The 13,204-nt window shown below is 68.4% G+C and carries 10 protein-coding genes; 7 read left to right on the top strand and 3 right to left on the bottom strand.

Annotated features, from left to right (window positions below):
• Positions 1–144: 144 nt before the first annotated feature.
• From guaA to W5W_RS0106375, 3 genes are read right to left on the bottom strand one after another with little or no spacing between them, the layout of a single operon-like run.
• Positions 145–1,743, bottom strand: a complete 1,599-nt coding sequence (guaA, locus tag W5W_RS0106385) for a glutamine-hydrolyzing GMP synthase (RefSeq protein ID WP_017194784.1) — start codon at positions 1,741–1,743, stop codon at positions 145–147.
• A gap of 53 nt (positions 1,744–1,796) precedes the next feature.
• Complete coding sequence (locus tag W5W_RS0106380; RefSeq protein ID WP_008731444.1) at positions 1,797–2,243, bottom strand: HXXEE domain-containing protein; 447 nt, start codon at positions 2,241–2,243, stop codon at positions 1,797–1,799.
• On the bottom strand, positions 2,240–2,872 hold the full coding sequence (locus tag W5W_RS0106375) for an HXXEE domain-containing protein (protein WP_029574116.1): 633 nt from the start codon (positions 2,870–2,872) through the stop codon (positions 2,240–2,242). Before W5W_RS0106375 ends, W5W_RS0106380 begins: the two co-directional genes overlap by 4 nt.
• A 245-nt stretch (positions 2,873–3,117) precedes the next feature.
• Here W5W_RS0106375 and W5W_RS0106370 point away from each other — a divergent pair, with 245 nt between their 5' ends.
• The 7 genes from W5W_RS0106370 (at position 3,118) to W5W_RS0106335 (ending at position 13,126) form a co-directional block, all read left to right on the top strand.
• Positions 3,118–4,782 (top strand): MFS transporter, encoded by a 1,665-nt coding sequence (locus tag W5W_RS0106370; RefSeq protein WP_017194782.1) that lies wholly within the window; start codon positions 3,118–3,120, stop codon positions 4,780–4,782.
• Positions 4,783–5,240: 458 nt separating this feature from the next.
• Complete coding sequence (locus W5W_RS0106365; RefSeq protein WP_008731453.1) at positions 5,241–5,987, top strand: GntR family transcriptional regulator; 747 nt, start codon at positions 5,241–5,243, stop codon at positions 5,985–5,987.
• A 706-nt stretch (positions 5,988–6,693) separates the two neighbouring features.
• Complete coding sequence (gene pta, locus W5W_RS0106355; protein ID WP_017194780.1) at positions 6,694–8,748, top strand: phosphate acetyltransferase; 2,055 nt, start codon at positions 6,694–6,696, stop codon at positions 8,746–8,748.
• A gap of 151 nt (positions 8,749–8,899) precedes the next feature.
• A complete protein-coding gene (locus W5W_RS0106350) occupies positions 8,900–10,084 on the top strand; it encodes an acetate/propionate family kinase (protein WP_017194779.1) in 1,185 nt (394 codons plus the stop codon).
• 326 nt (positions 10,085–10,410) lie between these two features.
• Positions 10,411–11,427 (top strand): ABC transporter ATP-binding protein, encoded by a 1,017-nt coding sequence (locus tag W5W_RS0106345; RefSeq protein WP_017194778.1) that lies wholly within the window; start codon positions 10,411–10,413, stop codon positions 11,425–11,427.
• Positions 11,428–11,540: 113 nt separating this feature from the next.
• Complete coding sequence (locus tag W5W_RS0106340; RefSeq protein ID WP_017194777.1) at positions 11,541–12,308, top strand: ABC transporter permease; 768 nt, start codon at positions 11,541–11,543, stop codon at positions 12,306–12,308.
• Positions 12,305–13,126 (top strand): ABC transporter permease, encoded by an 822-nt coding sequence (locus W5W_RS0106335; protein ID WP_017194776.1) that lies wholly within the window; start codon positions 12,305–12,307, stop codon positions 13,124–13,126. The genes W5W_RS0106340 and W5W_RS0106335 overlap by 4 nt, the downstream gene beginning before the upstream one ends.
• Positions 13,127–13,204: the final 78 nt, after the last annotated feature.

Here is a 13,204-nt window from a genome sequence, read left to right as displayed (position 1 = left end):
CTCAGCCTCCCGGTGCACATACATGCCTGCCCCCAATCCCAGCAATATCAACGATAGTACATGGGGGTGTGAAAATCTGGAGTCGCACTCCAGATTTTCACACCCCCATGTCGCGGGCCTCGCGAACCGGTACGCCCGCTGCCCTCACTCCCACTCGATGGTGCCCGGAGGCTTGGAGGTGCAGTCGAGCACCACCCGGTTGACCTCGGGCACGGAGTTGGTGATCCGGCTCGAGATGCGGGCCAGGACGTCGTAGGGCAGGCGCGTCCAGTCCGCCGTCATGGCGTCCTCGCTGCTCACCGGGCGCAGCACGACGGGGTGGCCGTAGGTGCGCCCGTCGCCCTGGACGCCCACGGAGCGCACGTCGGCCAACAGCACCACGGGGCACTGCCAGATCTCGCCGTCGAGCCCGGCGGCCGTGAGCTCCTCGCGGGCGATGGCGTCCGCAGCCCGCAGCACGCGCAGGTTCTCGGCCGTCACCTCGCCGATGACGCGGATCCCCAGGCCCGGCCCGGGGAAGGGCTGACGCGCCACGATCTTGTCCGGCACGCCCAGCTCGCGTCCGATGGCGCGCACCTCGTCCTTGAACAGCTCGCGCAGCGGCTCGATCAGCTCGAAGTCCAGGTCCTCGGGCAGGCCGCCCACGTTGTGGTGGCTCTTGATGTTGGCGGCGCCCTCACCGCCCCCGGACTCGACGACGTCGGGGTAGAGCGTGCCCTGGACCAGGAAGCGGATCTTGCCGCCGGCCTCGCCGACCTCCTCGACGACGCGGCGCTGGGCCGCCTCGAAGGAGCGGATGAACTCCCGGCCGATGATCTTGCGCTTGGCCTCCGGCTCGGTGACGCCCGCCAGGGCGCTCAGGAACCGCTCGGTCTCATCCACGGTGATGACGCGAATGCCCATGCCCTCGGCGTAGTCGTGCTCCACCTGGTCGCGCTCGCCGGCGCGCAGCAGGCCGTGGTCCACGAAGATGCAGGTGAGCCGGTCGCCGACGGCGCGGTGCACGAGGGCCGCGGCCACCGAGGAGTCCACTCCCCCGCTCAGGCCGCAGATGACGTGAGCATCGCCTACCTGCTCGCGGATGCGGGCCACCTGCTCGTCGATGATGTTGCCCGGCGTCCAGGTGGCGGGGATGCCCGCTTCCTTGTGGAGGAAGTTCACCAGCGCCGCCTGGCCGTACTCGGAGTGGAGGACCTCGGGGTGCCACTGGAGGCCGTAGAGGCGGCGGGCCGGGTTCTCGAAGGCGGCCACCGGCGTCTGGGAGGTGGTGGCGGTGACCGTGAACCCCTCGGGGGCCGCCTGGACGGCGTCGCCGTGGCTCATCCAGACCACCTGCTCGGCGGGCACGCCGTCGAACAGGCAGGATCCGGGCTCGGTGCGGGCGGGGGTGTGCCCGTACTCGCGGGTGCCGGTGCGTCCCACGGTCCCGCCCAGGGCTTGGGCCATGGCCTGGAAGCCGTAGCAGATGCCGAGGACCGGCACCCCGGCGTCGAGGATGGCGGCGTCGAGCGAGGGGGCGCCCTCGGCGTAGACCGACGACGGCCCGCCCGAGAGGATGACGGCCGCGGGCCGTTTGGCCAGCATGCCGGCCGCATCCATGGTGTGGGGCACGATCTCGGAGTAGACCGAGGCCTCGCGCACGCGGCGGGCGATGAGCTGAGCGTACTGGGCGCCGAAATCGACGACCAGGACGGGCCCGACGGCCTCGTCCGCGGCCGCGGCGCCCTGGGAGAAGGTGGTCACCGGCCAAGCATAACGGGCGGCCCGCCGGGCTCCGGGGACGGGGCTGATCTCGCTCACGCCCAGATGGCGCGCAGAGTCAGGGCGGCCCCGGGCAGGCCGGGCAGCAGGGAGGTGGCCAGCCCCGGCATGGCCGAACGAGTGCGCGCCGAGACGGCGATATGCGTGGCGAAGGCTGCGGACCATCCGAGGCACAGTCCGGTGGCGAGCACCCGGGTGGCCCGGTCGGAGCGGCGCGTATACGCCCACAGGACACCGGCGGCCAGCGCTTGCGCCCCGACGGCGGCCAGGCGCCGGGACGGACGCACGTCGGCCAGCGGGTTGCCGATGCCTGCGGGACCTCGGATGTGGGCGTCCAGGAGGGGCCACCCCGTCGAGCCGACGTGCTCGAGCCAGGCCTCCATCGAGTAGACGACCTCCTCGGTCTGGTGGACTGCCAACAGCCCCAGGGTCAGCGCCCAGACCTGGTCCGGGCTCAGGGCACGGCGCGCGGGTCCACTCATTGGAGCCTCCCGGCCGAGGTTCGGTCGTCTGCACGGGTCCGGGCCCCGGCCACGTCAGTGCGGATGTGATGCGCCGCGGCGCAGGCGCCCAGGGTGTGAGCGAGTACGAGCCAGGAGCCGACGACGAGCGCCGCCCGAGGCAGGCTGGAGCGGTCGGGCACGCCGGCGCGCCGCAATCGCGAGCGCGCCCACCACCACACCGGCAGCACGACAGTCGGCGATGTGGCCACGCCCGGGGTGTAGCCACGGGTCAGCAGAGCGGCGGCCATATGACCGTAGGCGTGCAGGCCGAAGATCCGCTGCGCATCCTGGTAGAACCGACTCCGTCCGGCGGTGCGCACCCCGTCCAGGACCGCGACCCCGAATAGCACCCCCATGGTGGCTACCCCCACCTGGACATGCCTGCGGGAGAGGGTCAGCGTCTTCAGGCGGGAGCCGGCCAGGGAGCGCAACGGAGCGGGCAGGCGGCTCAGGACGTCGGCCACCATCGAGGGCATCGACGACATCGTCACCAACTCCTCGCCATCATTGGCGGCGAAGGACACCAGGAGCGATGCGGGGACCAGAATCCGCATGGGACCGCTCAGGGCGCCATCACCACCATTAGGACTATCGTCAGCGGCATTCATGGCGCCCCCCATCGATACCGTCAGTAGCGATATAACGATTGTCGCCTTTCCCGACGAGTGCACACAAGACCGGCGTCCACGAACACGGCGCGGCACGCATCGATCCGCCCACAACCGCCGCCGCCTGAGGCAGACTTCTTCCCATCACACACGCATCCTCCCGACGAGAGCCCACCGCCTCACCAGGCGCTCGCCATCCGTCAGCCTCTTCGCAGCCCCAGGATCCCATCCAAGGAGACAACCGCATGAGCACCACCGCGCAGTCGATCCCCCTGAAGGGGATCACCCCGGAGGCGATGAAACAGGCCGTCGACGACACCCCGCCATCGGGCAAGCGCCGCGGAATCCTCGCCATCGCCGGCGTGGCCACTCTCGGTTCGCTGCTCTTCGGCTACGACACGGGGGTCATCTCCGGCGCCCTGCCCTACATGTACATGCCCTACGGGGCCAAGGGCCTGCAGCTGAGCAGTTTCGAGGAGGGAGCAGTCGGCGGCACCCTGCTCATCGGCGCCGCACTGGGGGCGCTCATCGGCGCGCGCCTGTCGGATCGCCACGGTCGGCGGCACAACATCACCATGCTGGCGATCCTCTTCCTGCTGGGCGCCCTGGGCACCGCCCTCGCCCCCAATGTGTGGGTGATGTACGTCTTCCGCGTCATCCTGGGATTCGCGGTCGGCGGCGCCAGCGCCACCGTCCCCGTCTACCTGGCCGAAACGGCGCCCAAGCGCGTCCGCGGATCGATCGTCGCCATCGACCAGATGATGATCGTCACCGGCCAACTGCTCGCCTTCGCCATGAACGCGGCGATCAGCAAGGCGCTGGGCGGCCCCGAGATCAACGTCGTCTCCACGCCCGCGCAGAGCTACGGGGTGACGACGGGCCTGCAGTCCTTCGACAACATCTCGCGACTGCAGACCTCGAAGGGGGGCCCGCTCGATCCCGCCGCGTATCACCAGTTCCTCAATGAACTCACCGTCTCGACCGGCAATGGCGAGATCTGGCGATACATGCTCGTCCTGTGCTCCCTGCCCGCCATCGCCCTGTGGATCGGCATCCGGCTCATGCCCGAGTCCTCCCGCTGGTACATCTCCAAGGAGCGCCTCTACGACGCCATCGGCGCCCTCAAGCGGATACGCGACCCCCACAAGGACGGCCCCGTCGAGGACGAGCTCCTGGAGATGGCCGAGGCGCGCCAGCGCGAGATCACCGAGGAGGCCCAGCGCCGCGGCCTGGTATACGTCTGGCGGACTCCGTGGCTGCGCAAGCTCCTGCTCGTCGGCATGTTCCTGGCCGTCGTCAACCAGACCACCGGCGTGAACACCGTCATGTACTACGCACCGAAGGTCCTGGAGTACGCCGGCATGTCCACGTCCAGCTCGATCACCGCACAGGTCGCCAACGGCATCATGAGCGTCATCGGATCGATCATCGGCATCGGACTGATCATGCGATTCCGACGCCGTCAGATCCTCATCGCCGACGTCACCGGTGCGGGCGTGTGCCTGCTCAGCATCGCCGCGACCTTCCAGCTGGCCATCGCCCCGCACATGAATGCGGGCACCGCCCCTCCCTCATGGGCCGCCTTCCTCATCCTGGGCCTCATGGCGGTCTTCATGCTCATCGTCCAGTCCTCCAACGGCACCGTGGTGTGGACGATGATGGGTGAGCTCTTCCCGGCCAACGTCCGCGGCGTGATGAACGGCAGCGCGATCTTCTGCATGTGGGTGGCCAACGCCCTCATCACCTGGACCTTCCCGCGCATGATGGAGACTCTTGGCGGCGGCCTGACGTACACCATCTACGGCGCGCTGAACCTGCTCATAGCCGTCATCCTGTTCAAGATCATGCCCGAGACCTCCGGGCGCTCTCTGGAGCAGATCGAGAGGGACATGCAGGCCCGATACTCCTGATGTCGGGCACGGCCGGGCCGTCCACAGGTGCCCCCCCTCCGGATTCCCCCCGGACTCCCCCGAAGCCCTGCGGCCCCAACGATCTCCCCGAGCCCCCGGGGCGCCGGGCTCCCGGGGCACCGGGCGCCAGGGGCGCCAGGGGCGCCAGGGGACAGAGAACGACGACATGGCCGCGGGCCGCTTCCCCTCTCGAGGGGAAGCGAGCCGAAGAATCTCGCAGAAGGTCAAGCGGGCATTGAGTTCTGATTAGTCACGACATAATCGGCACAGATTACCCAGAGGAAGACATCTCGACGTGAGAGAAGCGCCAAAAGCCTCCAGAACCAACACGCCTAGCCGTGCAATTTATCCGAACAAATCGGAGTGAACCCAATATTCAGAACAGAATCTGACACCCCACGAACGATTGAGCCGCGCAATGTATCATGAGGCGACCCACCACGCTTCAGGGAATTCCCATGCCCACCACACCGTTCCAGCCTGACATCGCCATCGATCGCACGAACGAGGTCCCGCTCTACAGTCAGATCGCGGAAGCTCTCGCCGCGCTCATTCTCGACGGCACGTTGACGCCCGGTACCCGAATTGAGGACGAGGTCTCCATGGCACGACGCCTGGAGGTATCGCGCCCGACCACCAGGCAGGCGCTTCAGCGCCTCGTCGATCGCGGTCTCATCTCACGCAGACGCGGAGCGGGGACAGTGGTCACCTCCCCGCATGTGCGCAGGCCGATGGAGCTGTCGAGCCTCTTGGCGGACCTGACAAGGGGCGGACACACGGTATCCACGACGATCACCGACTACTCCACGCACCCGGCCGACGAGGAGGAGGCGGAGCGGCTCGAGATCGAGCCGGGCACGAACGTGACGAGGATTCGGAGGATGCGCTGCGCCGACGGCGAGCCGATCGCCTTGATGGACAACCTCCTGCCGACCGCGATCGCCCCCGCCCACGAGGAGCTGGAGCACGAGGGGCTCTACAACCTCCTGCGCACCCAGGGAGTGGTGCCGACCACCGCCACCCAGGCCATCGGGGCCCGCAACGCCACAACCGACGAGGCCAAGGCGCTCGACGAGAAGCGTCGGGCGGCCCTGCTGACCGTCACCCGCACCGCCTACGACTCCTCAGGCGCCGTCATCGAGTACGGCACCCATGTCTACCGGGCGTCGCGCTACTCCTTCGAGACGACGCTCTTCAACGCCTAGTCCGCAGCGTGCGGGAGGCGCACCGTGCGGGGGGGGAGGCGCGCAACCGCGTGGGCGCAATGGGGCATCGCGTCCACGCGGCGCCGCCCGACGGAAGGGATTCACTCGCCTCCTCGAACGAATCATTCCCCGCCGAGGCGATGGGAGGCATTATCGTTCTTGAGGTCGTCGACCAGGTTGGCGGAGGCGCCTGCCGGAACGACCTGAGAATCTCCCCGATAACCAGAGTTGAAATAGATGGTCACAGGCAGACCGGTCCGATTCTCGACAGAGGCCACCTCATTCTTCATGCACGTACCCCGGCTCTCACCGTACCCCTTGAACTCATAACAGCTGGGCCGAGAATCACCATAATTGGCGACAGAGGAGGAGAAGTCGGACAGCGACCCGCCCTGAGTATGCAACAGGCTATCCACCAATAACACTTCGCCGACGCGACGCTCACCCCCCTTGGGATCCTGCTGCGCCCACGTGGCCGCGGGGCACCCCGACCGCCGCAGTCCCGGGGCGCGGCATCCAACGGCACCACCAGCATCACTATGCATCATCAGCACCACCATGTGCGGGTTCCCACAGCCGGAAAGCACCATAGGCCCAGGCCTTTGGTCACATGCGTCCGCCATATGGGGGCACAATCAGAGGCGAGTGCCGCCGGAGGCCCCCGGCGCGATGCACTCGACGTCGAGACGCGAAAAGGACCTACACAGTGGCGCGCAGCATCTACATCGCCTCCCCCAGTGCCGGAACCGGTAAATCGACCGTGGCCCTGGGGCTGGTCGCCTCCTTGACCAAGGTCGTCGCAAAGGTCGGCGTCTTCCGCCCCTTCGTCGATTCGCGCGACGCCGATCCCTTCCTGGCCCTGCTCCTGGCGCGCTCCGGCTCGAGCGCACCCGCCACGGGCTGCATCGGCGTGACCTGGGACGAGTACCACGCCGATCCCGAGGAGGCGCTGTCCCGAATCGTCTCCTCCTACCGGGCGCTCGCCCGCGACCACGACGTCGTCATCATCGACGGCTCGGACTTCACCGACGTCGCGGGCACGCCCGAGCTGGCCCTGAACGCGCGCGTCGCCGCGAACCTCGGCGTTCCCGTCCTCCTGGTGGTCTCCGGCCAGGGCTCTCCCGAGGATGTGCGCAGCAGCGTCGAGGTCTCGATCGCCGAGATCGCCGAGAACCACGCCCGGACCGTCGCGGCGGTGGCCAACAAGTGCCCGGCCGCCGGTCGCCGGGCCGTCTCCGAGGCCATCGCCGGCATCAAGGGGATCACGACGACGACCCTGCCCGAGATCCCGCTCCTGACGGCGCCGAGCGTGCGCGAGGTTCTCGAGGCCCTCGACGGCGAGCTGATCTCCGGCGACGCCGCGCTCCTGGAGCGCGAGGCGGAATCCGTCCTCGTGGCGGCCATGGACGTCTCCCACGTCCTGGAGCGCCTGACCGAGGGCCAGCTGGTCATCGTCCCCGCCGACCGGTCCGCCGCGCTGATCTCGCTGGCGGCGGCCCAGGCCTCCTCCTCGTTCCCCAGCATGTCGGGTCTCGTCCTCAACGGCGGATTCTCGGTCGCCCAGCACGCGCTGCGACTGATCCAGGGCCTGGGCCTGCCCCTGCCGGTCTTCACCTCTCCGCTGGACACCTTCGCCGCGGCCTCCACGGCGGGCTCCCTGACAGGGGAGCTGGCGCACGGCTCGGAGCGCAAAGTCGATGTGGCCGTGACGGCCTTCGAGCAGGAGGCCGACGTCGAGTCCCTGCTGGCGGCCCTGGAGGTCGAGCCCAGCGACGTGGTCACGCCCATCATGTTCCAGGCCGAGCTGGTCGAGCGCGCCCGCGCCGACCGCCGGACGATCGTGCTGCCCGAGCCCGACGACGACCGGATCCTGCGCGCCGCCGATGCGATCCTGCGCCGCGGCATCTCCGACGTCGTCCTGCTGGGCGACGCGGCATCGGTGCGGGCCCGCGCCGCCGAGCTGGGCCTGGACATCGCCGCGGCGCGCGTGGCGTCCACCAGCGATCCCGACCTGCTGGAGAAGTACGCCGCTGAGTTCGCCCGTCTGCGCGCCAAGAAGGGCGTCACCCTGGAGCAGGCCCGCGAGAAGATCCAGGACGTCTCCTACTTCGGCACCATGATGGTGCACATGGGCGACGCCGACGGCATGGTCTCCGGAGCGGCCCACACCACGGCCCACACGATCGTGCCCTCCTTCCAGATCATCAAGACCAAGCCGGGCACCTCGATCGTCTCCTCGGTCTTCCTCATGCTGCTGGAGGACCGAGTCCTGGTCTACGGCGACTGCGCCGTCAACCCCGACCCGACCGCCGAGCAGCTCGCCGACATCGCCATCTCCAGCGCCGAGACCGCCAAGCAGTTCGGCGTGGACCCGCGCGTGGCCATGCTGTCCTTCTCCACCGGCACGTCCGGCAAGGGGGCGGACGTGGACAAGGTCCGCGAGGCCACCGAGATCGTGCGCTCCAAGGCCCCTGAGCTGGCCGTGGACGGCCCCATCCAGTACGACGCGGCCGTCGACCCGACGGTGGCCGCCAAGAAGGCGCCGGACTCGGCCGTGGCCGGGCGCGCCAATGTCCTGATCTTCCCCGACCTGTCCAGCGGCAACATCGGCTACAAGGCCGTCCAGCGCTCCTCGGGCGCAATCGCCATCGGTCCGGTCCTCCAAGGCCTGAACAAGCCGGTCAACGACCTGTCGCGCGGCGCCCTGGTCGAGGACATCATCAACACCGTCGCCATCACCGCCGTCCAGGCGCAGGTCTGACGCGCCCTGCGACGGCGCAGCCGGCGCAGCGCGAACACCTCTGCCGCCCCTGCCGCCAATATCGTGGGGAAGGCGCCCGAACCGCCGGCCCTCCCCGTCACCCATCGCGCCCGCTCAGCGGGCTCCGTCGAATAGCCAGAAAGGCACACCCGTGACCACCCGGACCGTTCTTGTCATCAACTCCGGCTCCTCCTCCATCAAGTACCAGCTGATCGACCCCGACGCCGGGGAATCCCTCGCCTCGGGCATCGTCGAGCGCATCGGTGACGTGACCGGCTCCATCACCCACAAACATGCCGGTGAGAAGACCGTGATCGACGAGCCCGTGCCGGACCACGGCTTCGGACTGGCCGAGGTCCTGCGCCTGTTCGAGGAGAAGGGCCCCAGCCTGACGGAGGCCAATATCGTGGCGGTCGGTCACCGCGTGGTCCAGGGGGGCCACTACTTCTCCGGGCCCGCCCTCATCGACGATGACGTCGTCGCCAGGATCGAGGAGTTCGTACCGCTCGGTCCGCTCCACAACCCGGCCCACCTCAAGGGCATCGAGGTGGGGCGCGAACTTCTGACGGACGTGCCCCACGTGGCCGTCTTCGACACCGCCTTCTTCCAGGATCTTCCCGAGGAGGCCGCCCGCTACGGCCTGAACCGCAAGGTGGCCGACACCTACTCCATCCGCCGCTACGGCGCCCACGGCACCAGCCACCAGTTCGTCTCCGGCGAGATCTCCAAGCGCCTGGGACGCGAGGATCTCAAGCAGATCGTCCTGCACCTGGGCAACGGGGCGTCGGTGTCCGCCGTCGTGGGCGGCCGCGCCGTGGAGACCTCCATGGGACTGACACCGCTGGAGGGCCTGGTCATGGGCGGACGCACCGGCGACATCGACCCGGCCGCCGTCTTCCATCTGTCACGCGTGGCCGGCATGTCCATCGATGAGATCGACCACCTGTTCAATCGCGAGTCCGGCATGAAGGGCCTGACCGGGCAGCAGGACATGCGCGAGGTGTGGAGGCTCGTCGACGCCGGCGACCAGAACGCCCGCGACGCCATCGACGTCTACATCCACCGCCTGCTGAAGTACGTGGGCGCCTACACCGCCGTCATGGGCGGCGTGGACGCCATCACCTTCACGGCCGGCATCGGTGAGAACGACGCGCGCGTGCGCGCCGAGCTGTGCCGGCGCCTGAGCTACCTAGGGGTGCGCATCGACGCCGCCGCCAACGATGCGCGGGTCTCCGAGCCGATCACGATCTCGACGCCCGAATCCTCTGTGGTGATCACGGTCCTCCCCACCAATGAGGAGCTGGCCATCGCCCGCCAGTCCGTCACCCTCCTGTAGACCCGAATCCCATAGCCGGACCACGGGTGGGTCCGCTCCCGACCTGGGAGCGGACCCACCCGCCTTTCCGCGTCATTCGGGGACATCATGCCCGTCCCCCACGGGGGACAATCGGGCCGATAGCGGTGCGCGCGCAATGCCCGGGCGGCTTGCATAGAGCCATGAGCACAGCACAACTCCCCGCAACCGCGCCCATCGCACGAGCCCCACGTTCAGGAGGCATGCGCCACTCCGCCGTTCCAAGCGCTCAAAGCACTGCGCCCGCACAGCCCGGCGCCCCGGCGGGCGCGACGTCGGCCCCCGCCCGAACGGCCGCCCGCACAGCCATGCCGAGTCCCACGGGCAGCGTCCCGGGCGGCGACTTCGTCGTGACCACGGACGGCCTCACCCGGACCTACAACGGGGTCAATGCCGTCGACAATGTCAGCATGCGAGTGCCGACGGGCGGCATCTACGGCTTCCTGGGCCCCAATGGAGCCGGGAAGTCCACCACCATGAAGCTCCTGCTGGGGCTGACCTCCCCGACCTCGGGGCGGATGAGCATCCTGGGCCGCCCGGTCGGCCCGCGCACCCCCCTGCCGCCGGGAACGATCGGCTCCCTGATCGAGGGCCCCTCCTACTACCCGAGCCTGACGGGACGGGAGAATCTGGCCATGGTGGCCTCCTACCTGAGACTGCCCGATTCCCGTGTGGACCACGCCCTGGCCACGGTGGACCTGGCCGGCCAGGATCGCAAGCTGGTCAAGCAGTACTCCCTGGGAATGAAGCAGCGCCTGGGCCTGGCCATGGCCCTCCTGGCCGACCCTCCCCTGATGCTCCTGGACGAGCCCACCAACGGCCTGGACCCGGCCGGCGTCGCCGAGATCCGCGAGCTCATCGTGGCTCTGGCCCGCCAGGAGGGGGTGACCGTCATCGTCTCCTCCCACATCCTGTCCGAGATCGAGCAGATGGCCGACACCGTCGGCATCATCTGCGCCGGAAGCCTGCGCTACCAGGGACCGCTGTCCGGCCTGCAGGACGCCGGAGTCATCGACTTCACCGTCTCGGACCCGGCCGGTGCCGCCGCACTGTTCAGCGAGCACCGGATCACCCACCAGGTCAGGGGACGGACGGTGCGCACGCCGATGCTGCCCGATGAGGTGGCGGGAGATCTGGTGGCCCGCATCGTGCGCTCGGGTCAGACGGTCTTCCGGGTGCAGACGGTTCGCAAGACCCTGGAGCAGGCCTTCCTGGAACTGACGGAGCCCGCTGCCGCGTCTCCAGCTCACGCCGCCTCCCCGCTGGCCCGAGCCCAGGCCCGGGTTCAGGTGCAGGCCCAGAGCACCGCGGGGGTGGCACGATGACCACCGCCGTTGGAATGACTCAGTCAGTACCGTCAGCAGCACCATCGCTGCCAACAGGTCCGAAGACCCCCGCAGCCGGTCCATCACGACGAAGCCGGCAGAGCCCGCCGTTCTTGACCGCCCTGGCCCTCGAGGTGCGCAAGCTGCGGCGAAAGCACTACTGGCTCATGGCCGCAGCCGCGGGGATTATCCTTGCCCTATGGTCAGGCGGGCTCGCCCGTTACAGGGTTTCCGGCCCCGAGGAGACCCGTCTGGCAGTGATGAGCATGAACGAGGCGGCCGAACTCATCGCCATGTTCATGCCCGCTGCGATAGGGGCCCTCGCCTCCCGCATGGTGACGGCAGACACAGAAGAGCGGATGGGCCAGATGATGACCGCTCTGGGCCAACGGCCCACCACGCGCTTCCTGGCCAAGCTGACCGTTCTGTCACTCACCGTCATAGCGGTGGAGGCCGCCGTGATAGGAGCAACGCTCCTCTGCGCCTCAGGTTCGAGAATAACCCCCTCCTATGGCACGACGCTGGTACCCACACTGATCATCGTCATCGGCTTCTCAATAGCGGTATCGGCATGCCAGCTGGCACTGTCCACGTGCGTGAGCAGGCAGGCGATAGGCCTGGGGGCGGCGATCATCGGCGGCCTGATCTGCTCCATTCTGCCTTTCTACAAACTCGAGACGGTGGCATGGGCCCTCCCCTGGGGCCTGACTTCGGCTGCCAGTCCCATCAACACCCCGGCCTCCTACACGTCCGTCACCACCACCGGGGACGTGACTGTCATCGCCCACCCCTGGCTCACGGCCGTCCTGACCATCATCGTCGCCGCCGGCTGGGCCGTTATTTCCTATGTCGCCATCGTCCGTAAGGAGAGCCGCTCATGAGCACCCCGACCTTCCCCGCACCCGCCATTCCCATGCGTCCCGCCTCTGCTGCACCCCGGCTGCCTCAGCGGCGCCGCCCCTCGGTGCGCGCCGCCTGGCGCTGGGAGAACCGCAAAGCCCCGAACCGCTGGTACTGGCCGGTTACCGCCATTCTGAACGCGCTGAGCCTGGCATCCGGCTACGCGCAGTACGTCTCCTATAGGGATATATTCGTTTCCCAAGGAGTGACCTGGGAGATCCTGTGGGGTCAGGGCATGCTACTGGGCGCCATGCTGTTCCTGCCTCTGACCATCGGAGGATTCACGGCTCAGATGGCTACCGGCGAGCATGAGGGGCGGAACTGGCAGCGGATGACCGCGGGCCGCCTGGAGACCGCCATGATCGCCGGCAAGCTGCTCCACGGCCTCCAAGTCGGGTTCCTCACCTCGCTCGTCTTCTTCATCGAATTCGCGGTGACCGGAATGCTCCTGGGCTTCGACCTGGCCGGGCTGGTGCCCTTCCTGCCCCGGATGGTGACCATGACTCTGGCGGTATGGGCCATCGAGGTGTTCGTCATGTGGTTGGGAGCCGTTCTCAAGTCCTTCGCGGCCATCATGATCACGGTCCTGATCGGCGTCGTCCTGGGTTTCCCCCTCAGCACCATGATGCCGCCCCTGGCAGTCCTGGACCCCCTGGCCCTGCTGACATCGGCCAGCTCAGTCCGCTCGCTGGAGGACATCTCCTCACCCGGCTCGCTACTGGCCAGCAGCATCGTCTGCCTGGTCTGGGTGGGTGCCCTGAGCCTGGCCCTGCGCCGCTCCGTGAAGAAGCAGTCATGACGACGACTCCGCTGAATACACTTGACCACGCTGCTGACACTCCCGGTTACGGCACCGCAGTCTCCGACCGCCACGCAT

The sequence above is a fragment of the Actinomyces massiliensis 4401292 genome (assembly GCF_000269805.1).
In the GTDB taxonomy this organism is placed as follows: Bacteria; Actinomycetota; Actinomycetes; order Actinomycetales; family Actinomycetaceae; genus Actinomyces; species Actinomyces massiliensis.
The sequence above is the reverse complement of the archived record's forward strand: the minus strand, read 5'-3'. Positions and strand labels throughout refer to the sequence as shown.